This window comes from Cellulomonas sp. P5_C6 (assembly GCF_054049635.1).
Genome location: NZ_JBFULZ010000007.1, coordinates 22,690 through 43,965, shown reverse-complemented (window position 1 = coordinate 43,965; position 21,276 = coordinate 22,690). Strand labels below are relative to the sequence as shown.

Here is a 21,276-nt window from a genome sequence, read left to right as displayed (position 1 = left end):
CCCTCAGGGTGCGCGTCCTCCCCCATTGCACACCACGACGGGCTGGATGTCAGCCGAACACACGCCGTGGCGTCCCGCCAACTCACCCGTCCGGCGGCGACACGACGACGCCGCACCCGCGGACGGGCACGGCGTCGTCGTGCAGTCAGTCCTTGGGCTGCACCGTCGTGGGGACGACGCCCTTGCGGCTGGCCAGCACCTGGTCGACGATCCCGTACTCCAGCGCCTGCTGGGCCGTGAGGATCTTGTCGCGCTCGATGTCCTTGCGGACCAGCTCGATGTCGCGTCCCGTGTGGTGCGCGATGGTCAGCTCGAGCCACTCGCGCATCCGGATCAGCTCGTTGGCGTGGATCTCGATGTCGGACGCCTGCGCGTACCCGCCACCCTCCATCGCCGGCTGGTGGATGAGCACGCGGGCGTTGGGCAGGGCCAGGCGCTTGCCGGGCGAGCCCGCCGCGAGCAGCACCGCCGCCGCCGAGGCGGCCTGCCCGAGGCAGACCGTCTGGATGTGCGGCTTGATGTACTGCATCGTGTCGTAGATCGCCGTCAGCGCCGTGAACGAGCCGCCGGGCGAGTTGATGTACAGGATGATGTCGCGGTCCGGATCGGTGCTCTCCAGCACCAGCAGCTGGGCCATGACGTCGTCCGCCGACGCGTCGTCCACCTGCACGCCGAGGAAGATGATCCGGTCCTCGAACAGCTTGGTGTACGGGTCCTGGCGCTTGAACCCGTAGGCCGTGCGCTCCTCGAACTGGGGCAGCACGTACCGGGCGGCGGGCGACGACGGCGCGAGGCCGCCGGGGCCGGCCAGCATCCCGGCACGGGCCATGAACTGGGATTCCATGCTCACGAGCTTCTCCTCAAGATGAAGGGTCTGAGGGCGTCGGCCGTCAGGCCGTGCCGCCGCCGCCGGCGACCGAGTCGGCCTTGGTGACGACCTTGTCCACGAAGCCGTACTCGAGGGCTTCGGGGGCCGTGAACCAGCGGTCGCGGTCCGCGTCGTTGTTGATCTGCTCGACGGACTTGCCGGTCTGGGCGGCCGTGAGCTCGGCCAGCACGGTCTTCATGTGGAGGATCAGCTGGGCGTTGATCCGCACGTCGGTCGCGGTGCCGCCGATGCCGCCCGAGGGCTGGTGCATCATCACGCGGGCGTGCGGCAGGGCGTAGCGCTTGCCCTGGGCGCCCGACGAGAGCAGGAACTGGCCCATCGACGCGGCCATGCCCATCGCGATCGTGGCGACGTCCGGCTGGATGTACTGCATGGTGTCGTAGATCGCCATGCCCGCGGTGATCGAGCCACCGGGCGAGTTGATGTACAGCCAGATGTCCTTGTCCGGGTCCTCCGCGGCCAGCAGCATCATCTGCGCGCAGATGGCGTTGGCGTTCTCGTCGCGCACCTCGGAGCCGAGCCAGATGATGCGTTCGCGGAGCAGTCGGTTGTAGATGGAGTCATTGAGGCCGAAGGCCGGGGACTCTGCCCTGGCCATCATCGGCGCTAGCTCGTTCACGAAGGCTCCCTCGTCTGACGGTGACGTCTGTCCTGCACCGCGCGGCGCTCCCCTCGCGGGGACCCGTGCGATGCAGTGACCCTAACGCGCAGCCACACCCGCCCATGTCCCTGCCACCACCGTTTTCGCTGACGGCAGAGCAGGGGCCACGGAACGCCGAAGGCCCCGCACCCGGGGTGGGTGCGGGGCCTTCCACGACGTGCGTCAGGCCTTGGCGTCCTCGACGGCCTCGGCGTCGTCGAGCACCGAGATGTCCGCGGCGGCGTCGGTCGAGGCCTCGGTACCGGCGGCGGCCTCGGCGGCCTCCTCGGCGTCCTCGGCGTCGGAGCCGATGAACTCGCTCAGGTCGACGGCCTGGCCGGCGCTGTCGGTGACCGTGACGCGACGCAGGGCGACGGCGAGCGCCTTCGAGCGGGCGACCTCGGCGACCATCGTCGGGATCTGGCCCTGCTGGTCGATGGTCTGGATGAACGTGTTCGGGTCCATGCCGTACTGGCGCGACGCGTTGACCAGGTAGTCGAGCAGCTCGTTCTGGCTGACCTTGATCTCCAGCTGCTCCGCCAGGGTGTCCAGGAGGATCTGGTTGCGCAGCGCGACGGTGGCCTGCTCGCCCACCTCTGCGCGGTGCTCGTCGTCCTCGAGCCGGCCCTCGCCCTCGAGGTGACGGTGCACCTCGGCCTCGACGACGCCGTTCGGGACCGGGATCTCCGTGCCGGCGAGCAGCTGCTCGAGCAGCAGGTCCCGGGCCTGGACGGCCTGGTTCGAGACCTTGATCCGCGACGCCTGCTCGCGCAGGTCCGCCGTCAGCTCCTCGAGCGTGTCGAACTCGCTGGCCAGCTGCGCGAAGTCGTCGTCGGCGTCGGGGAGCTGGCGCTCCTTGACGGTCGTGGCGGTCACGCTCACCTGGGCGGTCTCGCCGGCGTGGTCGCCGCCCGCGAGCGCGGTCTCGAACGTGGTGCTCTCGCCGGCCGACAGGCCCGTCAGCGCCTCGTCCATGCCCTCGAGCATGTTGCCCGAGCCGATCTGGTAGCTGACGCCCGAGACGTTGTCGACCTGCTCGTCGCCGATGGTGGCGGTGAGGTCGATGACGACGAAGTCGCCCTCGGCGGCCGGGCGGTCGATGCCGACCAGGGTGCCGAAGCGCTCGCGCAGCGCGTCGAGACGGCCCTGCACGTCCTCCTCGGAGACCTCGACGTCGTCGACGGACACGGCGATGCCGTCGAGCGCCGGGACGGTGATCTCCGGGCGGACCTCGACCTCGGCGGTGAAGTGCAGCTCGCCCTCCTCGCCCTTCGGCGTGGCGGTCAGGCCGGGGACCTGCGTGACCTCGACCTCGGGCTGGCCCAGGGGACGCAGCTTGTTCTCGCGGACGGCCTCGGCGTAGAAGCCGGACAGGCCCTCGTTGATCGCGTGCTCCAGGACGGCGGGACGGCCGATCCGCTGGTCGATGATGCGCGGCGGCACCTTGCCCTTGCGGAAGCCCGGGACCACGACGTCCTGGGCGATGTGCTCGTACGCGTGCTCGATGCTCGGCTTGAGCTCGTCGTACGTCACCTCGACGGTCAGCTTGACCTTGGTGGGCTCCAGGGTCTCGACGGCGCTCTTCACTTCGATGGTCTCCAACTGATCGGGGCGGGCGCCGGCGACTCCGGCGATCTCCGTTGCTTCAGGGCCGCACGCCGTCGTCCACGCCCACGAAGGGGCCGACGACCGCACGCTGGCGACCCTCGACCTTACGCCACGCCGGGCGGCGGTCCCAAGCCCGCAGGTTGTGGGACCGCCCACGCCGTCGGCGCCCGCTCACCGACCCGCGCCCGCGACCTCCGTGACGACCGAGACGGTGCGGGCCACGCCGTCGTACTCGGCGTACTCGGCCGCCAGCTCGCCTGCCCGGCGCGCGAACGACGGGTTGTCCAGGACCGTGCGCACGCCCTCGCGGACGGCCTGCGAGGTGGTGGCGTCGGTGGTCCTGTCGGTCGCGATCGCGACCCCCACGCCGGACCAGACGACCCGGGCGCCGACCTCGGCCTTGTCCTCGGTCCGCCCCGCGACGACGAGCGGGACGCCGGCCGCGAGAGCCTGCTGCACCTCGCCGAACCCGCCGTTGGTGACCATGACGTCCACGAGCGGCAGCAGGTGCTCGAACGGGACGAACGGCGCCGCCCGCACGTTCGCCGCGTACCCGATGTCCTCCGTGGTCGCGACGACCAGCACGTCCTCGTCGGCCAGGGCGTCGATCGCGGGCCACAGGAGCCGCTCGGGGTCGGTCGCGATCGTGCCCTGCGTGACGAGCACGACCGGGCGGCCGGTCGCTCGCGCCTCGAGCACGTCGTCCCACCACGCCGGGGGCTCGAACCGGTCGATGCCCGCGGGCAGGTACGGACCCACCAGCTCGACGTTGTCGGGCAGGTCGCTGCGCGGGTACTCGAACGACGGCACCGACGCGTGCAGCACGCGGGTGCCCGCGGTCTGCGCCCAGTCGAGGAAGAAGCCGTCGGGGACGGGCCGGCCGGCGTCCGCGACGACATGCTCGGCGGCCTTCTGGACGTCCCGGAAGACGACCGTGCGCGTGAACCAGTCGAGCAGCGCGTACCGCAGGCCGTCGAGGCCCGTGCGTGGCGGCTGCAGCCCGAGGCCGAACGGTGCCGTGTCCTTGCTCGAGATCGCGAGCGGCGACACCGTGAACAGCACCGACGGCAGGTCGTGCCGCCCTGCCGCGAGGGCGCCGGCCATGAACGCGGTGTCCAGGACGAGGGCGTCGGGTCGCTCCGCTGCGACGAGACCGTCGATGTCGGCCAGGAAGCCCGGCACCGTCTCGACGACGTGATGGAGCACGTCCCACTGGAGCCGCTTGATGCCGGGGGCGGGGGCGCCGTGCTCGAGGGACCACGCGTCGAGCTCGGCGTCGTCGAGGTCGCGGCCCTGCACGATCGGCGCGTGCTTCGCGCCTGTCGCGGTGACCGCCTGCGCGAACCTGCGGCCCGTGTAGACGACGACGTCGTGGCCCTCCTCGACGAGCGCACGAACCAGCGGCAGCGCGGGTCGCACGTGGCCGGTGACGGGCGTCAGGGTGAACAGGATCCTGCTCATGGTGGGGACTCCCAGGGTGTCGGGGCATGTCCCCGAACAAGATCCCGGGTGATTCGTCCTGATACATCCGCGGATCAGCGGTGGTGCAGCAGCCTCTCGCGCAGGCGCTCGCGCCGTGCGGCGAACCTGTTCCACACGGTCTTCTGGAACACGAGCGTGAGCCAGCCGGCGAGGGCCATCCCGACGACGTTGACCCCCAGCTGCAGGGCGCTGCCGCGGACCTCGGCCATCTGCCCGAACGCGAGACCGAGCGCGACGTTGCCCGCGGCGGGGACGGTGGTGACCGAGATGAACACCCCGGCGAGCCCCCCGACCCGCGCCGACGTGAGCGACAGGACGCCCGCCGCGCCGGCGATGACCGCCACGATGAACGACCACTTGTCCGGCGTGTAGATGAACTCGGTCTCCGGCCGCGGGGCCGTGACCTGCTCCAGCGTCACCCAGCCGACCGCCTTGCCGACGAGCGCCGCCACGCACGTCAACGCGATCGCGATGAGGAAGCCGACCACCAGCGTCCAGAGCGCGATCCGGAACAGGTGGAACCGGCGGCGGACCAGCGCGATGCCGAGCGCCGCGATCGGTCCGAACTCCGGCCCGAGGACCATCGCGCCGATGACGAGGATCTGCGAGTCGACCACGATGGCGATGGCAGCGATGGCCGTCGCGAAGCACATGAAGCTCAGATAGGTCCAGTTGAGCTCCGAGTCGGCATAGGCGCGCCTCGTGACGTCGATCCAGACGACGGAGTCGGCGCTGCTGCCCGGCGCGAGCAGCTCGGCGTCGTACCCGCGCTGCGACACCCAGGTGTCCACCGGCTTGATCTCCAGCGTGCCCTCGCGCTGCACACCGAGCTCCAGGAGCTCGTCCAGGACGTCGTTGGCCGCCTCCCGCGCGATGTCCGCGAGGACGACGTCGCCGACGGGCAGCCGCGACGCCCCGTCGAGGACGGCGAGGCTGCTCACCGCAGGCGCCCGCTCGAGCACCTCGACGACACCTCCCGTGAGGTCCGCCGGGACCGAGATCCGCAGGTGCAGCACGGGGCCAGTGTGTCGTCGGCCGCCGGGCAAACGTGGGAGCCGCTCCGCCTGCGCCGCGCGGACGTGCTTGTCGGGGTGGCGGGATTCGAACCCACGACCTTCCGCTCCCAAAGCGGACGCGCTACCAACCTGCGCCACACCCCGTGCACACCCGGCAGCGGCCCTGGCGGGCGGTCCGGGTGCACGAGACGCCCTCACGCACCCGGTACCCTGGGTGCCGCGGTCCGGGCTCGAGAGAGCCGGGACCAGTGCGGACGTAGCTCAATGGTAGAGCCCCAGTCTTCCAAACTGGCTACGCGGGTTCGATTCCCGTCGTCCGCTCCCATCCCTCCCTCGCTCCATCCGCTCCACCCGGTTCTCGATCGACGGACCGTCTCGCGACGACGGATCCGACTCGGCCGGCGCCGATCTGGTCTCTTCTCGAGCCGGTCGGGGCCCGAGCGTCGGCTGTCGTCCGACCTGCCGCCTCTACGGTGGTGTCGTGGGTACCGCGCTGATCACCGGGGCGGCCGCCGGGCTGGGACTCGAGTTCGCCTGGCAGCTCGCCACGGCCCGTCATGACCTGGTCCTCGTCGACCGGGACTCCGAGCGGCTCGGGCGGCTGGCCGGTCAGCTACGGGCCGTGGCGGGCGTCCGCGTCGAGATCCTCGTCGCGGACCTGTCGGTGCGCAGCGACGTCGAGCACGTCGCCGAGCGGCTGCGGTCGACCGAGCGCCCCGTGGGGCTGCTCGTCAACAATGCCGGCGCCGCTCCGGGTCAGCGCTTCGTCGGCGGCGACATCGGCCGCGAGGAGTGGGTGTTCGACGTCATGGTCCGCTCCGTGATGGTGCTGTCGCGCGCCGCCGCAGGTCAGATGACTGCGCGCGGTCGCGGGGCCATCCTCAACGTCGCGTCGGTCGCCGCACTGATCACGCTCGGCACGTACTCCGCGCACAAGGCGTGGGTCCGGACGTTCACCGAGGGCCTGGCGGTCGAGCTGCGGGGCACCGGGGTCACGGCGACGGTGGTGTGCCCCGGGTTCGTCCACACGGAGCTTCACGATCGCGCCGGCATCGACATGACGTGGCTGCCCGAGATCGCCTGGCTGCGCGCCCCCGACGTCGTCGCCGCCGCCCTCGCCGACACTCGGCGCGGTGTCGTCATCTCGACGCCGAGCGTGCGATACCGGCTCGGGGCCGGCGCGGCGCGAGTGATGCCCCGCTCGGTCGTGCGCGCGATCGGGTCGCCACGGCGGCGGGTGCCTTCTCGCGACGGTCACGTGGACCAGATGACAGGGATGAGCGCGATGGCCACGACGAACCACGCGACGGTCGTCGCCAGCCCGAGCTTCCAGAAGTCCGAGAACGTGTAGCCGCCCGGCCCCGAGACGATCAGGTTCGCCGGGGTGGCGATCGGCGTGAGGAACGACGCCGCGCCGGCGACGGCCACCAGCATGAGGACCGGCGCGAGCGGGACGCCGGCGTCGCCGGCCATCGCCACCGCGATCGGCACCACGATGAGGACGGTCGCCGTGTTGCTCACGACCTGGCCGAGCACGAGCGTGAGCAGGAAGATCGCGGCCAGCAGCACGCGCTCGCCGCCGCCCCCGACGAGGTCGCCGAGCCACCCGGCGACCAGGTCCGCCGCGCCGCTTCTTGAAGTCGTCGAGGCTGATCATCGTGCCGAGGTGCACGATGATGAAGCCGACCACGACGCGGGCCAGCAGCATCCGTGGACCAGGCCGTGCCTGCGCACCCGACCCCGGTCGCGGGACGGCGCGGGCTGGACCGACACTGGTCGCATGAGCGACTGGAACAAGCAGATCATCGACGAGTTCCGTGCGAACGGCGGTGACGTGCGGACGAACGGGTTCGGCAAGGGCCTCGTGCTGCTCCACCACCGCGGCGCGAAGACCGGGACCGACCGTGTGAGCCCCGTCGCCGGGATCCGGGTCGACCAGAACACGTGGCTCGTCGCCGCCTCGAAGGGTGGCGCCCCGGACAACCCCGCGTGGTTCCACAATCTGCTCGCGCACCCCGACGTCGAGATCGAGACGCCCGACGACGGGTTCGTCCCGGTCAGCGCGACGGAGCTCACCGGCGCCGAGCGAGACGAGGCCTGGACGCGGTTCACCGCCCGGTCGGAGGGGTTCCGGTCCTACGAGCAGCGCACGGCGCGCACCATCCCGGTCTTGCGGCTCGCTCGGCGGGAGGCCTGACCGTGGACATCACCGTCGAGGACCAGCCGACCGTGCTCGTCGCCGTCCTGCGTGAGCGCGTCCCCATGGACGCCCTCGCCGAGTTCTACGACCGCGCCTACGGCCTGGTCGCCCGGGAGGTGGCGGCGGCGGGCGTGCCCATCACCGGACCGGCGTTCGGCTGGTACCGCGACATTCCCACCGACTCGGTCGACCTCGCGGCCGGCTTCTGGGTCGGCGCCGAGGGTGCACGAGAGCTTGGCAGCGGAGTCGAGATCGTCGAGCTCCCGGGTGGCCCGGCCGCGGTCGGCGTGCACGTCGGCGGCTACGACAGCCTCCCCGGCGCCTGGGGCGAGGTCCGCGCGTGGTTCACGGAGCAGGGGGCGAAGATGCGTGGCGACTTCCTCGAGGTGTACGTGACGGACCCGTCCGAGGTCGCCTCGGCGGACCAGAACGAGACGCGCCTGGTGCTGCCGATCGTCCCGTGACCTGAGCGGGGCCGGGCCGATGCCAGGCTGTGCGCATGCCTGACCTGACCCTCCCCGAGCCACGGACCGCCGACCCTGCGGATGCCCCGGCGCTCCGCTGGGGCATCCTCGCCCCGGGCCACATCGCCGGGCACTGGGCGACCGCGCTGCGCGAGCACGCCCGGCAGCGCCTGGTCGCGGTCGGCTCCCGCTCGCCGGAACGCGCTGCGGCGTTCGCCCGCGAGCACGGCGTGGACCGGGTGCACACGTCGTACGAGTCGCTCGTCGACGATCCCGAGGTCGACGCCGTGTACGTGGCGAGCCCGCACAGCCACCACCGCGACCACGCGCTGCTCGCGCTGCGCGCCGGCAAGCACGTCCTCGTCGAGAAGGCGTTCACGCGCAACGCGGTCGAGGCGCGCGAGCTCGTCGCGGCCGCGGGCGATGCCGGCGTGCTGCTCATGGAGGCCATGTGGACGCGCTACCTCCCCCACACGGACGTCGTGCGGCGGGTGCTCGAGGACGGCCTGCTCGGCGAGGTGCACCGGATCACGGCGGACTACGGCGTGCGGGCAGCGAAGGACCCGACGCACCGGTTGTTCGACCCCGCCCTGGCGGGCGGCGTGCTGCTGGACCTCGGCATCTATCCCCTGTCGTTCGCCTCCGCGGTCTCGCGCGCGATGGGCCTCCCCGGTCCGACGAGCGTCCAGGCCGCCGGATCGCTCACGACGACGGGAGTGGACGCGCAGGTCAGCGCCCAGATCGGCTACGGCGAGGCGCAGGCCCAGCTGTTCACGTCGATGCTCACCGCCTCGGGGCACACGGCGCACGTGTACGGCTCGCTCGGGCGGATCGACGTCGACGACCGGTGCTACGTCCCGGCCGGCGTCACCCTGACCGTCGGCGACCGCACCGGCACGTGGGACGCCAACCGGATCCACGGCTACGGCGGGCTGTCCTTCCAGGTGGCCGCGTTCGCCACCTACGTCGCCGAGGGTCGCACCGACTCTCCGCTGCTCCCCCTCGACGAGACGGTCACCGTCCTCGAGACGGCCGACGAGATCCGCCGTCAGGTCGGCGTCGTCTACCCGGGCGAGGCCTGAGCGGAGGCGTACGCCTGCTCAGTAGTGGGTCGGGCCCTGCTCGCTGTCGACGATGTGGCGGCAGCCCGGGCACTCGCCGGGGTCGGGTCCGTCGTCCTCCGGGAACTCGGTCACCGGCGTGACGAACCGCCCGCACACGCTCATGCCGTCGCGGAAGAAGTGCTGCCGCCGGTCGTTGCCCATCAGGCGCAGCCAGCCCTCGGTGTCGCTCAGCACCATGTCCCTCTCCTGTCCGGGGTCGAAACACCCTCGTTCCATGCTCGCGCGCGCACGGGCGACGCAGGCATGACGAAAGGCCCCCGACGGTTGACCCTCGGGCCACCCGAAGGTCCAGAGTTCTGCTGTGGACATCGACGACCTCACCATCGGCCGGTTCGGCCGCCTCTGCGGCCTCTCGGTGCACACGCTGCGGCACTACGACGACGTCGGGTTGCTCGTCCCGGCGCGCGTCGACGAGGTGACCGGGTACCGCTACTACCGCCCGGACCAGCTCGAGCGCGCGCGGCACATCCGTTCGCTGCGGTGGACCGATCTCTCCGTCGAGGACACCCGCACCGTGCTCGACGACCCGGACGGCGCCCCGGCCGTCCTGGGCGCCCACCGGGCCCGCCTCGAGCGCGAGCGCTCGCGGATCGCCGCCAGCCTCGGGGACGCCGAACGGATCGCCGACGAGGGCCTGCCCTCCCCCGCCCGCGCGGCCGGCGCCCGCCCCGTGCAGATCAAGCTGCTCGTCAGCGACCAGGACGCCGCGGCGGCGTTCTACATCGACGCGTTCGGGTTCGACTACGACGTCACCCAGCGCACCGCGGACGAGGACTTCTCCGGCTTCGTCTTCGGCCGGTACGGCGAGAGGGACTTCTTCCTGGTGCACCTGCAGACGCCCGACTACCCGGGCGCCGCGGGACCGGCGACGATCGGGCTGCTCGTCGACGACCTCGACGCGGCGCACCGCCGGGCGCTCTCCGCCGGCGCGACCGAGGTCCTCGGCCCGCACGACTCCGCGGGGATGCCGCGGTCGTCGGCGGTGCGGGACCCGGACGCCAACGTCGTCTGGCTGTACCAGGGGTGAGGGGACGACAACGGCCCCGGTGCTGCGCCGCGACTCTCGTCGCGGGCTGCACCGGGGCCGCATGTCCGTCAGCACCTGTTGGCCTTCGCCCACCGCGCCCGCTTGTCCTTGTTGCGCGCGGCTTGAACCGCCCCCAGCGCCATTGGGGGCTGTCGAAGATCAGCCACCCGGACCATGGCCGTCAGCCGCTCTCGTAGCGACGCGTTCCACATCCGGGCCGATCCTTCGCGATGGGATGCTGACACCATCACGCAGACCGGGAGATCCAAGAAGGAACACTACACGGATCCTGGTCATCTGTCCACTTCGACCGGGTGCGCCGCCTCGAGGTGGTCGAGGGACATCGATCCTGTCGCGTGTCGGCGGGTCGTGGAAAGGTGAAGCGCACGAGCCGATCACCGTCGAAGGAGACCCCTGTGCCCACGTACCTGAACCCGTACCTGAACTTCCGCGACACCGCGCGCCAGGCGATGGAGTTCTACCAGTCCGTGCTCGGCGGCGAGCTGACGCTCAGCACGTTCGGGGAGTTCCACGCGACCGAGGACCCCGCCGAGGTCGACAACATCATGCACGGGCAGCTGGAGACGCCCAGCGGGTTCGTGCTCATGGGCGCCGACACCCCGAGTCACATGGGGCTCCCCGCGGAGAGCAGCGTCTCGGTGTCGCTCAGCGGCGAGGACGAGGCCGAGCTGCAGGGCTACTGGGACAAGCTCGCCGACGGCGCCACGATCGTCGTCCCGCTGGCCGCGGCCCCGTGGGGTGCCACGTTCGGCATGCTGGACGACAAGTTCGGCACCCACTGGCTGGTGAACATCACGCCCGCCCAGGGGTAGGCGCCCGTCCGCTAGCGTGCCGCGGTGACGTTCCTGCAGCCCCACGACCGCGTCCTGCTCACGGGTGACTCGATCACCGACTGGGGCCGGGACCGTTCCGACCCCACGAGCCTCGGGCACGGGTACGCGGGCATCGTCGCGGCGCTGGCGGGTGCCCGCCGCCCCGACCTCGACCTCACGTTCCTCAACCGGGGCGTCGGCGGTGACACGGCGGCGATGCTGCACGCCCGGTGGGAGCCGGACGCCCTCGCGCTCGAGCCCACCGTCATCTCGGTGCTGGTCGGCGTCAACGACACCTGGCGGCGGTACGACTCCGGGGCGGCGACGTCCACGGCGCGGTACGCGTACGAGCTCTCCACGATGCTCGCGTCCGCGCGGGAGCGGCTCCGCGCCCGGTTCGTGCTGGTCGAGCCGTTCCTGGCGCCTGTCGACGAGGCGCAGCACGCCTGGCGGGAGGACCTGGACCCGCGGATCGGGGTGGTCCGGCGGMTGGCCGCGGAGCACGACGCGGTGCTGGTGCCGGCCGACGGGCTCTTCGCCGCGGCGGTCGTGCGCTCGACGCCCGCGGCCTGGTGCTACGACGGTGTGCACCCGACGCCGGCGGGCCACGGTCTGCTCGCCGAGGCCTGGCTGCGCGCCGTGGGGATCGACCGGCCGTCCACCTGATGGGGATGCTTTGCGCGCGTCGGGACGTTGACGCTAGCGTCATGGCCGATCGTGTCCCGCACTCGCGTGACCACGACCGCACCGACCGACCGAACCGGTCCCGGAGGACGAAGCGATGAGCGTGCAGGCTGCCGCCCCCGCCGTCCTCGTGCGCGCCCGCGCGGCGCAGCCCTGTTGTCGCTGTCTGTAGAGCGCTGGCTGCTCCTTCGCGTGCGGACCCCCTGAGCGGGGACCGTCTCCCGCGCCAGCGCTCGCCCCAGGCCCGGAACCCCACGATCCGCGCCGACCGCTCGGCGACCAGTCGGCGCCGGAGCCCCAGACTCCGCTAGTCCCCCCACCAAGCTGCCGGCCGGCCGGCGGCTTCGACCGAAGAGGAACCATGGCACGCATCTACGACGACGCGACGGCGCTCATCGGCAACACCCCGCTGGTCCGCATCAACAAGATCACCGACGGCGCCCCCGCCACGGTCGTCGGCAAGCTCGAGTTCTACAACCCCGCCAACTCGGTCAAGGACCGCATCGGCGTCGCGATCATCGACGCCGCCGAGGCGTCCGGTGCGCTCAAGCCCGGCGGCACGATCGTCGAGGCCACCAGCGGCAACACGGGCATCGCGCTCGCGTTCGTCGGCGCGGCCCGCGGCTACGACGTCGTCCTGACGATGCCCGAGACCATGTCGAAGGAGCGCCGCGCCCTGCTGCGCGCGTTCGGCGCCGAGCTCATCCTCACGCCGGGCTCCGAGGGCATGAAGGGTGCGGTGAACCGCGCCGACGAGATCGTCGCCGAGCGCGAGGGTGCGATCCTGGCCCGCCAGTTCGCCAACGAGGCCAACCCCGAGATCCACCGCACCACCACGGCCGAGGAGATCTGGGCCGACACCGACGGCAAGATCGACATCTTCGTCGCCGGCATCGGCACGGGCGGCACCATCACGGGCGTCGGCCAGGTGCTCAAGTCGCGCAACCCGAACATCCAGGTCGTCGGCGTCGAGCCGGCCGAGTCGCCCATCCTCAACGGCGGCGCCCCCGGCCCCCACAAGATCCAGGGCATCGGCGCCAACTTCGTGCCCGAGATCCTCGACACCACGATCTACGACGAGATCATCGACGTCGACGCCGAGACGGCCGTGAAGGTCGCTCGCCGCGCCGCCGCCGAGGAGGGCCTGCTGGTCGGCATCTCGTCCGGCGCCGCCCTGCACGCCGCGACCATCCTGGCCAACCGCCCGGAGAACGCCGGCAAGCTCATCGTCGCGATCATCCCGTCGTTCGGCGAGCGCTACCTGTCGACCGTGCTCTACGCGGACCTGCTCGACTGAGCGCGCCCGTCACGTCCCCCCGCACGACACCACAGGACGAAGGCTGCATGTCCGAGCACCAGCACCTCCTCGCCACCCTCAGGGAGGACCTCGAGGCCGCCCGGAACCGCGACCCCGCGGCCCGGTCCCTCGCCGAGGTCGCCCTCGGGTACCCCGGGGTGCACGCGGTCTGGGTGTACCGGCTCGCGCACCGGATGTGGCACCAGCCCGGCCTGCAGCTGCCCGCGCGACTGGTCTCCCAGCTCGCGCGGGCAGTCACCGGGATCGAGATCCACCCGGGGGCCCGGCTGGGCCGCCGGCTGTTCATCGACCACGGCATGGGCGTCGTGATCGGCGAGACCGCCGAGGTGGGCGACGACGTGGTGCTGTTCCACGGCTCCACCCTGGGCGGCAAGACGATGCGGCACGGCAAGCGGCACCCGACCCTCGGCGACGGCGTCGTGGTCGGTGCCGGGGCCAAGATCCTCGGGCCGGTCTGGATCGGGCCGGGCGCGCAGATCGGCGCGAACGCCGTCGTCATCCACGACGTCCCCGCCGGGGCGATCGCCGTGGGGGTTCCCGCGACCATCCGCCTGCGCCCGAAGGCCGCTCCGTTCGACGTCGAGATCGACGACCCGGCGATCTACATCTGACGGCACCCGCCGTCGGTCGAGAACCCCGCCCGAATGCTCGGGCGGGGTTCTTTGCTGTCCGGAAGTTGTTCTAGTTGTTTCCTAACAACTAGGATCGCCCCGTGCTCTTCCGCGTCGACCCCGCCTCCCCCGACCCGCTGTTCACGCAGCTCGCCGGGCAGGTGCGTGCGGCCGTCGCCCGCGGGGAGCTGGCCGACGGCGAGAGGCTGCCGGGCGCTCGACAGCTGGCGGCGTCGCTGGACATCAACCTGCACACGGTCCTGCGGGCCTACCAGGAGCTCCGCGACGAGGGGCTGATCGAGCTGCGTCGCGGACGCGGGGCGGTCGTCACCGTCCCCGTGCAGGACAACGCCGAGCTGCACGCCGCCATCGACACGCTCGTCCGCGTCGCCCGGTCGCTCGGCATCGCGCCGCAGACCACCACCGCTCTCGTCAAGGAGGCCCTCCGGTGACCCCGGTCCCGCACCGCACGCTCACCACCGCGCTGACCCTCGTCGTGCCGGCCGCGCTGGTCGCCGGCACGTTCGTCGTCGCCGGCGCCTGGTCGTCCGAGCTGCCGGACCCGGTTGCGGTGCACTTCGGTCCGGACGGCCCGGACGGCTTCTCCTCGCTGGCCGGCGCGCTGTGGCCGTCGGCGGTCGTCTCGCTGCTCCTCGCCGTCGGGTGCTGGGCCGTCGCCTTCTTCTGGGGCCGCACGGCCCTGGTCCGACGGATCTGCGCCGGCACGGCGCTCGGGCTGTCGGCCTTCCTCTCGACCCTGACGATCGGGCTGCTCGACCTGCAGCGCGGCCTGTCCGACGCGGCCGACATGGGCTCGACCGGCCTGGTCTTCACGCTCGCGTCGGTCCTCGGGATCACCGCCGCGGCATTGGGTGCGTGGCTGACCCCGGGCGACGTGCACCAGCCGACGAGCGCCCCGATCCCCGCGTCCGCCGCCGTCCTGGACCTGCGACCCGACGAGTCCGCGAGCTGGGTCACGCACGCCGAGAGCCGCACCGCGCTGGTCGTCGGCGGCAGCGTGACGGTGCTCGTGGCGGCGCTCGGGCTCCTGCTCTCGGCGCCGTTCGTGCTGGTCCCGGCGCTGGTCGTCGCCGCGGCGGTGCTGTCGTGCACGTGGTTCACGGTCACGGTCGACCGGCGGGGGCTGACGGTGCGCTCGGCCGTGGGGTGGCCGCGGATCACGGTGCCGCTCGACGAGGTGGAGCAGGCCGAGGTCGTGACGGTGAAGCCGTTCCCCGAGTTCGGCGGCTGGGGCTACCGCGTCGGGCGCGGCGGTCGCGTCGGCGTCGTGCTGCGCACCGGCGAGGGCCTGCAGGTCGAGCGCACCGGCGGGCGGTCGCTCGTCGTGACCGTCGACGACGCCGCCACGGGAGCGGCGCTGCTCAACACCCTGGCGGCGCGGGCGCGCGTCGGGCCGCAGTCACGCGATACCCGCGGTACCAGGTAGCCTGGCGCGGGCGTCGACGGCGACGCCGGACCGGGAGGACTGACGATGCGGCTGGGCTACCACACGGGCTACTGGTCGGCGGGTCCCCCGCCGGGCGCGCAGGAGGCCGTCCTCGGCGCGGAGCAGCTCGGGTTCGACTCGGTCTGGACCGCCGAGGCGTACGGCTCCGACGCCCTGACCCCGCTCGCCTGGTGGGGGTCGCGCACCTCGCGCATCCGCCTGGGCACCGCGATCGCGCAGATCTCCGCGCGCACCCCCACGGCCGCCGCGATGGCCGCGCTCACGCTCGACCACCTCTCGGGCGGACGCTTCGTCCTCGGGCTCGGCGCGTCCGGGCCGCAGGTGGTGGAGGGCTGGTACGGCCAGCCGTACCCACGACCCCTGGCCCGCACCCGCGAGTACGTGTCGATCGTCCGGCAGGTCCTGGCCCGCGAGGCACCGGTGACGTTCGACGGGCAGTTCTACCGCCTTCCGCTGGGGCCCGACGAGGGCGCCGGTCTGGGCAAGGCGCTGCGCTCGACCGTGCACCCCCTGCGCGCGGACCTGCCCATCCACCTCGCCGCCGAGGGCCCGAAGAACATCGCGATGTCCGCGGAGATCGCCGACGGCTGGCTGCCGCTGTTCTACTCGCCGCGCATGGACGGCGAGTACCGGACGCTGCTGGCCGAGGGCTTCGCGCAGCGCGACCCCCGGTTGAGCCGCGCCGAGGACTTCGAGGTCGTCGCCACCGTCCCCGTCGTGCTCGGCAACGACGTCGAGTCCGCCGCCGACAGCGTGCGTCCGTTCATCGCGCTCTACGCGGGCGGGATGGGAGCCAAGGGTGCCAACTTCCACCGCGCCGTGCTCGACCGGCTCGGGTACACCGAGGCGTGCGACGAGATCCAGGCGCACTACCTCGCCGGCGACCGCGCCCGCGCGACCGCCGCGGTGCCGCTCGAGCTGGTGCAGGACATCGCCCTGGTGGGCACCGCGCAGGACATCCGCGCGCAGCTGCCGGCGTGGGAGGCCACGGCGATGACCACGATGCTGGTCCAGGCCGACCCGCGGACGCTGCCCGCGATCGCCGACGCCCTGCGGGGCTGACCACGCCCGTGGACGACGACTACGCCGAGGCGGTGCTCGACCTCGTGGACGAGATACCCTCGGGGCGCGCGATGACGTACGGCACGGTCGCCGAGGTGGTCGGCGACCGCCTCGAGGCCGTCGACGGCCGGCGGCGGGGCGGCCCGCGGCAGGTGGGTCAGGTGCTCAGCCGGGCCGGGTCCGGCGTGCCGTGGTGGCGGGTGGTGAACGCCGCGGGCAGCCCGCCCGCCCGGCACCTGACCCGCGCGCTGGAGCTCCTCGGCGACGAAGGCACGCCGCTGAGCGCCGACGGCTCGCGGGTGGCGCTCCGGCGGGCGATCTGGTTCCCGGAGACCTGAGCCCCGCCGCGTGTCCCCGCGGCCCGCACCGCCGCGACCGACTTAACCTGAACAGACGGGTGGCACGCCGCCCGTGAACGAGCACCGACCCGGGGGATCCATGACCGTCACCGCCCAGCGCTCGGCGCCCGCGGTGGAACGCGCGGAGCCCGTGCCGCCGGCGATCCCCTCGCGCATGCCCCACCTCGGCGGGTTGGACGGGATCCGCGCCCTGGCCGTCGCCGGGGTCGTGGTCTACCACCTCGGCGCACCGTGGATGCGCGGCGGCTTCCTCGGCGTCGACGTCTTCTTCGTCCTGTCCGGCTACCTCATCACGACGCTCGTGCTCGACGAGGTCGAGGGCACCGGCCGGTTCTCGTTCCGGCGCTTCTACGCCCGACGCGCGCGCCGCCTGCTGCCTGCGCTCGGCCTGCTCCTGCTCGGGATGGCCGGCGTCGCCGTCGCCATGCCGAGCGAGGCGGCCGAGCTGCGCGGGGACATCGCCGCGGCCGCGGGCTACGTGTCGAACTGGTGGCAGGTCCTGGCCGACCGCTCCTACTTCGAGATGGTCAGCCGGCCGCCCCTGCTGCAGCACCTGTGGTCCCTGGCCATCGAGGAGCAGTTCTACCTCGTCTTCCCGCTGGTGATCCTGCTCGCGCTGCGGGCCGGCCGCGCCCGGGTCGGGCAGGTGGCCGCGGTGCTCGCGCTGCTGTCGACCGTGGCCATGGCCGTGCTCGCCGTCCGCGCGTCCGCGCCTGTGCCGAACGACCCCAGCCGCGTGTACTTCGGCACGGACACGCACTCGATGGGGCTGCTGGTGGGCGCCGCGATGGCCGCCGTCTGGACCCCGTGGCGCACCTGGCAGCAGGTGGGCTCCTGGGCGAAGGAGCGGGGCAACGCGGTGCGCCGGTTCGAGGCCGGGGTGACCGACGTGCTCGGCGTGACCGCCCTGGTCGGGGTCCTGGCCGCGTTCGTGTGGGTCGACGAGTTCAGCGCCGCGCTGTACCGCGGCGGCTTCCTGGCCTTCTCGCTGCTCACGGCCGTGCTCGTCGGCGCGGTCGCGGACCCCGCGGGCCTGCTGGGCCGGGCGCTGGGCCGGCAGCCGTGGCGGTGGGTCGGCGAGCGGTCGTACGGCATCTACCTGTGGCACTGGCCGGTGCTGATGCTCACCCGGCCGGGCATCGATGTCGAGATGTCGCCGTGGCTCGCGACGCCCCTGCGCCTCGCCGCCGTCCTCGCCATCGCCGAGATCTCGTACCGGTTCGTCGAGCTGCCCGTGCGCCGCGGAGCCCTCGGCCGGGCCGTCGCCCGCCTGCGTCACCCGGGCCGCGAGCACCCGCGGACGATCCTGCGGCTGATCGCCGGGTCGGTCGGCCTGCTCATCGTCGGCGGCGTGGCGACGGCCGCCCTGGCGCAGGTGCCCGCCGACTCGACGGACGCCGGCGCGTGGCAGCCCGGACCGCAGCCCGCCGTGACGTCGCTGCGACCGTCACCCACGCACACGCCCACCTCGACGCCGACCACCGCCCCGGCCGCCGGGCCGGAAGACGTGCCGACCGAGACCGCCGCCGCTGCCGCGCCACCCGCGCCCGCGCCCGCGCCGGACCAGGTCGGCGGCGCCTCGGCCTTCGKGGACTCCGTGATGCTCGGCGCGGCCCCGGAGCTGGCCGCCCGCGGGATCGCCGTCGACGCGGAGGAGTCGCGCCAGTTCGGGGTGATGGTGGACCTGGTCCGCGCCGGCGTGGCCGCGGGCACCCTCGGGCACACCGTGATCGTGCACGGCGGCACCAACGGGCCGATCGACGAGGGCACGCTCCGGGAGCTGCTCGACCTGACCAAGGACCGCCGCGTGTACCTGGTGAACGTGCACGTCCCCCGGACCTGGGCGGACTACGACAACCAGCTGTTCGCCCGCGTGGGCCCGGAGTACCCGAACGTGCACGTGCTCGACTGGAACTCCCTGGCCGGCGCTCACCGCGACTGGCTGTACAGCGACGACATCCACCTGCGGACCGGCGGCGGTCGCGAGGGCTACGCGGACTGGCTGGTCGCCTCGATCCAGCCCTGACCGCTCACGAGCGACGGAGCAGGACCACCGCGCGGTCGTCGTCGTCGCCCGCCCGCACGCCCGCCAGCACGGCCGCCGCGGTGCCGCGGCCCGACACCAGCACCCGGTCCGCCACCCCCATGAGCCGGTCGATTCCCTGGTCGACGTCGCCGCCGCGGAGCTCCACGAGGCCGTCGGTGTAGAGCATCAGCAGGTCGCCGGGCAGCAACCGGCCGGCGCGGGGCTCGCCCGTGACCCCCTCGACGACGCCCAGCGCAGGGCTCCCGACCATCTCGAGCAGCTCGAGGCGGCCGGAACCGGCGTGCAGCTGCACCGGCGGGGGGTGCMCTGCCGACGAGACCCAGAAGTCGCCCGTGGGCAGGTCGACGGCGACGTGGATCGCGGTCGCGAAGCCCTCCTCCCACGCCTGGTCCAGCAGGTACCGGTTGGCCGCCCCGAGGAACTCGTCCCGCGGCATGGCCCCCAGCAGCCCGCCGAAGGCCCCGGAGAGCTGCAGCGAGCGGACGCCGGCGTCGAGGCCCTTGCCCGACACGTCGACCAGCACGATCTCGAGCGTCGTGCCGCCCGAGCGGGTCCCGGCGACCATGAAGTCCCCGGAGAACCCGTCGGCGTGGGCGGACCGGATCTCGCTGTCGACGCGCCACCCGGCGGGCAGCGGAGGGACGCGGCCGTGCGCGGCGAGGCGGTCGCGGAGGTCGACCAGCATGAGGTCGCCGGGAGCGCCGTGGAGCCCGAGCCGTTCCCGTTCGCGCGCGAACGCGACGATCGCCACGACGGAGACCGAGATGACGACGAGGATGCCGGGGATCATCGACGGGCCGCCCCACCACCACAGCCCCCAGGTGCAGCACAGGATGACGACCCCGAGCACGACGAGCATGCGGAGCCGCAGCAGGAACACGGCGACGAGCTCCACGAGCAGGAACGTCGACGGCGGGACCCACTCGGGCTGCTGCGCGATGCCGACCGTGATCAGACCGGTGCACACGACGAGCACGGCCGTGAGGCTCGCCTGCGACCGGCCGCTCCACCGCCGCAGCGCGAGGGAGCCGCGCGTGAACAGCCCCTGCGCCGGCGCCCACCTAGTCCCCCACACCCGGCGAGCGTATCCGCAGGTCGTGAGCCCGCCCAGGCATCCGACGCGCCGGAAATGGGGGTGCTCCTCGAGGTCCGATGGCGCACGATGTCTGCCATGAGCCCTCTTCCCGCCGGATACCGCCTCGTCGACGTCCCGGAGAGCCGCAAGGACGAGTTCCTCGAGGTCGACCGGCTCGCGTTCGCCTTCGAGTCGACGCCCGAGACCGACGCCCTCCTGCCGATCACGTTCGCCTGGGACCGCGCGCAGGCCGTCGAGGACGCGGACGGCGCCCTCGCGGCGGTGCACGCCTCCTACGAGCACCGGATGCCCGTGCCCGGCACGCACATCGCCTGCTCCGGCCTGACGTGGGTGGGTGCGCGCCCGGACCAGCGCCGGCGCGGCCTGCTGACCGCGATGATCGAGTCGCACTTCGCCCGGTCGCTCGCCCGCGGGGAGCCCGTCTCGGCCCTGTTCGCCGCCGAGCACGCGATCTACGGCCGGTACGGCTACGGCTCGGCCGCCGACGACGTCCGCGTGAAGATCGCCCGCGGCGCGAAGCTGCGCGACGTGCCCGGCACCGAGGAGCTGACGGTGAAGCTCGCCACGGCCGACGTCGCCCGGCACGGCGCGCTCGTCGACGAGCTGCACCGCGCCGCGGGCGCCGGCCGCCCCGGCTGGACCACCCGCGACTCAGACGCGTGGCGGACCCGCGCGGTCGCGGACCCGCCGGCGCTGCGCGAGGGCGCGGAGCCCCTGCGCATCGCCACCGTGCACGACCCGGCCGGCGCCGTGCGCGCGTACGCGCTGTTCCGGCGCAAGGAGAACTGGGCGGAGGGTGGCCCCGCGGGCACGGTACGGGTGCGTGAGGCCGTCGCCGTCGACGCCGCGGCCACCCACCAGCTCTGGTCGTTCCTGCTGGACCTCGACCTGACCGCCACCGTCGAGGGGCCGATGCTGCCGGTCGACGACGCGCTGCTGCACCTGCTGGTGGACCCGCGCGCCGTGGTGCCCAAGGTCAACGACAACCTCTGGGTCCGCCTGCTCGACCTGCCGGTCGCGCTGGCCGGCCGGCGCTACGCGGCACCCGTCGACGTGGTCCTCGAGGTCAGCGACGCGCGCCTGCCCGACAACGCGGGCCGGTGGCGCCTGACCACGGACGCCCAGGGCCCGGACGGGACGTACCCCGCGACGGCCACGCGGACCGACGACGACGCCGACCTGCGCCTCGACGTCCGCGAGCTCGGTGCCGCCTACCTCGGCGGCCGCTCCCTCGCGGCCCAGGCGCGGGCAGGGCTCGTGGTCGAGGTGACCCCGGGTGCCGTGCAGACCGCGGCGGCGGCGTTCCTGTGGCCCGTCGCGCCGTTCTGCAGCTACGTCTGGTAGCCGC

Annotated in this window: 23 protein-coding genes and 2 tRNA genes; 16 read left to right on the top strand and 9 right to left on the bottom strand. The window is 73.0% G+C overall.

The window, feature by feature from the left end; genetic code table 11:
- Positions 1 to 145 precede the first annotated feature (145 nt).
- The 6 genes from ACXJKG_RS01860 to ACXJKG_RS01835 form a co-directional block, all read right to left on the bottom strand.
- On the bottom strand, positions 146 to 850 hold the full coding sequence (locus tag ACXJKG_RS01860) for an ATP-dependent Clp protease proteolytic subunit (RefSeq protein WP_456844052.1): 705 nt from the start codon (positions 848 to 850) through the stop codon (positions 146 to 148).
- A 40-nt stretch (positions 851 to 890) separates the two neighbouring features.
- Positions 891 to 1,490 (bottom strand): ATP-dependent Clp protease proteolytic subunit, encoded by a 600-nt coding sequence (locus ACXJKG_RS01855; protein WP_456844054.1) that lies wholly within the window; start codon positions 1,488 to 1,490, stop codon positions 891 to 893.
- Positions 1,491 to 1,712: 222 nt separating this feature from the next.
- Positions 1,713 to 3,116 (bottom strand): trigger factor, encoded by a 1,404-nt coding sequence (gene tig / locus ACXJKG_RS01850; RefSeq protein WP_456844051.1) that lies wholly within the window; start codon positions 3,114 to 3,116, stop codon positions 1,713 to 1,715.
- 192 nt (positions 3,117 to 3,308) lie between these two features.
- Positions 3,309 to 4,598, bottom strand: a complete 1,290-nt coding sequence (locus ACXJKG_RS01845; protein WP_456844050.1) for a glycosyltransferase — start codon at positions 4,596 to 4,598, stop codon at positions 3,309 to 3,311.
- 74 nt (positions 4,599 to 4,672) lie between these two features.
- On the bottom strand, positions 4,673 to 5,635 hold the full coding sequence (locus ACXJKG_RS01840; RefSeq protein ID WP_456844049.1) for a DUF389 domain-containing protein: 963 nt from the start codon (positions 5,633 to 5,635) through the stop codon (positions 4,673 to 4,675).
- A gap of 70 nt (positions 5,636 to 5,705) precedes the next feature.
- Positions 5,706 to 5,779 (bottom strand) — tRNA-Pro (locus ACXJKG_RS01835).
- Between the two features lie 106 nt (positions 5,780 to 5,885).
- Here ACXJKG_RS01835 and ACXJKG_RS01830 point away from each other — a divergent pair.
- Together ACXJKG_RS01830 and ACXJKG_RS01825 are read left to right on the top strand one after the other, a co-directional pair.
- Positions 5,886 to 5,956 (top strand) — tRNA-Gly (locus ACXJKG_RS01830).
- A 160-nt stretch (positions 5,957 to 6,116) separates the two neighbouring features.
- The gene (locus ACXJKG_RS01825; protein WP_456844048.1) at positions 6,117 to 6,986 is read left to right on the top strand and encodes an SDR family NAD(P)-dependent oxidoreductase; all 870 of its coding nucleotides are present in this window, start codon (positions 6,117 to 6,119) and stop codon (positions 6,984 to 6,986) included.
- Here the strand turns inward: ACXJKG_RS01825 and ACXJKG_RS01820 are convergent.
- Entirely contained in the window at positions 6,890 to 7,252 is a 363-nt protein-coding gene (locus ACXJKG_RS01820) for an SLC13 family permease (protein ID WP_456844053.1), read from the bottom strand. The two genes, ACXJKG_RS01825 and ACXJKG_RS01820, sit on opposite strands and share 97 nt — an antisense overlap.
- Before the next feature lie 163 nt (positions 7,253 to 7,415).
- On the opposite strand from ACXJKG_RS01820, the gene ACXJKG_RS01815 reads away from it, so the two are divergent.
- From ACXJKG_RS01815 to ACXJKG_RS01805, 3 genes are read left to right on the top strand one after another with little or no spacing between them, the layout of a single operon-like run.
- Complete coding sequence (locus ACXJKG_RS01815; RefSeq protein ID WP_456844047.1) at positions 7,416 to 7,832, top strand: nitroreductase/quinone reductase family protein; 417 nt, start codon at positions 7,416 to 7,418, stop codon at positions 7,830 to 7,832.
- A 2-nt stretch (positions 7,833 to 7,834) separates the two neighbouring features.
- Entirely contained in the window at positions 7,835 to 8,299 is a 465-nt protein-coding gene (locus ACXJKG_RS01810) for a GyrI-like domain-containing protein (RefSeq protein ID WP_456844046.1), read from the top strand.
- Positions 8,300 to 8,334: 35 nt separating this feature from the next.
- The gene (locus ACXJKG_RS01805) at positions 8,335 to 9,381 is read left to right on the top strand and encodes a Gfo/Idh/MocA family protein (protein WP_456844045.1); all 1,047 of its coding nucleotides are present in this window, start codon (positions 8,335 to 8,337) and stop codon (positions 9,379 to 9,381) included.
- 18 nt (positions 9,382 to 9,399) lie between these two features.
- Here the strand turns inward: ACXJKG_RS01805 and ACXJKG_RS01800 are convergent, their stop codons facing one another.
- Positions 9,400 to 9,600 carry a hypothetical protein gene (locus ACXJKG_RS01800; RefSeq protein WP_456844044.1) on the bottom strand — a complete coding sequence of 67 codons (201 nt, stop codon included), beginning with the start codon at positions 9,598 to 9,600 and terminating at the stop codon, positions 9,400 to 9,402.
- Positions 9,601 to 9,724: 124 nt separating this feature from the next.
- On the opposite strand from ACXJKG_RS01800, the gene ACXJKG_RS01795 reads away from it, so the two are divergent.
- The 10 genes from ACXJKG_RS01795 (at position 9,725) to ACXJKG_RS01750 (ending at position 18,811) form a co-directional block, all read left to right on the top strand.
- A complete protein-coding gene (locus ACXJKG_RS01795; protein ID WP_456844043.1) occupies positions 9,725 to 10,450 on the top strand; it encodes a MerR family transcriptional regulator in 726 nt (241 codons plus the stop codon).
- 416 nt (positions 10,451 to 10,866) lie between these two features.
- Positions 10,867 to 11,283 carry a VOC family protein gene (locus ACXJKG_RS01790; RefSeq protein WP_456844042.1) on the top strand — a complete coding sequence of 139 codons (417 nt, stop codon included), beginning with the start codon at positions 10,867 to 10,869 and terminating at the stop codon, positions 11,281 to 11,283.
- Positions 11,284 to 11,307: 24 nt separating this feature from the next.
- Positions 11,308 to 11,949 (top strand): SGNH/GDSL hydrolase family protein, encoded by a 642-nt coding sequence (locus ACXJKG_RS01785; protein ID WP_456844041.1) that lies wholly within the window; start codon positions 11,308 to 11,310, stop codon positions 11,947 to 11,949.
- Positions 11,950 to 12,328: 379 nt separating this feature from the next.
- Positions 12,329 to 13,264 (top strand): cysteine synthase A, encoded by a 936-nt coding sequence (gene cysK, locus ACXJKG_RS01780; protein ID WP_456844040.1) that lies wholly within the window; start codon positions 12,329 to 12,331, stop codon positions 13,262 to 13,264.
- Between the two features lie 47 nt (positions 13,265 to 13,311).
- Positions 13,312 to 13,896 carry a serine O-acetyltransferase EpsC gene (epsC, locus tag ACXJKG_RS01775; RefSeq protein ID WP_456844039.1) on the top strand — a complete coding sequence of 195 codons (585 nt, stop codon included), beginning with the start codon at positions 13,312 to 13,314 and terminating at the stop codon, positions 13,894 to 13,896.
- A gap of 101 nt (positions 13,897 to 13,997) precedes the next feature.
- The gene (locus ACXJKG_RS01770; protein WP_456844038.1) at positions 13,998 to 14,348 is read left to right on the top strand and encodes a GntR family transcriptional regulator; all 351 of its coding nucleotides are present in this window, start codon (positions 13,998 to 14,000) and stop codon (positions 14,346 to 14,348) included.
- On the top strand, positions 14,345 to 15,343 hold the full coding sequence (locus tag ACXJKG_RS01765; RefSeq protein WP_456844037.1) for a DUF1648 domain-containing protein: 999 nt from the start codon (positions 14,345 to 14,347) through the stop codon (positions 15,341 to 15,343). The genes ACXJKG_RS01770 and ACXJKG_RS01765 overlap by 4 nt, the downstream gene beginning before the upstream one ends.
- A 45-nt stretch (positions 15,344 to 15,388) precedes the next feature.
- Positions 15,389 to 16,426, top strand: coding sequence for an LLM class F420-dependent oxidoreductase (locus ACXJKG_RS01760; protein WP_456844036.1), 1,038 nt, complete (start codon positions 15,389 to 15,391; stop codon positions 16,424 to 16,426).
- Between the two features lie 8 nt (positions 16,427 to 16,434).
- Positions 16,435 to 16,764, top strand: a complete 330-nt coding sequence (locus tag ACXJKG_RS01755) for an MGMT family protein (protein ID WP_456844035.1) — start codon at positions 16,435 to 16,437, stop codon at positions 16,762 to 16,764.
- A gap of 100 nt (positions 16,765 to 16,864) precedes the next feature.
- Positions 16,865 to 18,811 (top strand): acyltransferase family protein, encoded by a 1,947-nt coding sequence (locus ACXJKG_RS01750; protein ID WP_456844034.1) that lies wholly within the window; start codon positions 16,865 to 16,867, stop codon positions 18,809 to 18,811.
- Between the two features lie 4 nt (positions 18,812 to 18,815).
- Here the strand turns inward: ACXJKG_RS01750 and ACXJKG_RS01745 are convergent, their stop codons facing one another.
- Positions 18,816 to 19,907, bottom strand: a complete 1,092-nt coding sequence (locus ACXJKG_RS01745) for a PP2C family protein-serine/threonine phosphatase (RefSeq protein ID WP_456844033.1) — start codon at positions 19,905 to 19,907, stop codon at positions 18,816 to 18,818.
- 96 nt (positions 19,908 to 20,003) lie between these two features.
- Between ACXJKG_RS01745 and ACXJKG_RS01740 the strand changes: the two genes are divergently transcribed.
- Complete coding sequence (locus ACXJKG_RS01740) at positions 20,004 to 21,272, top strand: GNAT family N-acetyltransferase (RefSeq protein ID WP_456844032.1); 1,269 nt, start codon at positions 20,004 to 20,006, stop codon at positions 21,270 to 21,272.
- Positions 21,273 to 21,276: the final 4 nt, after the last annotated feature.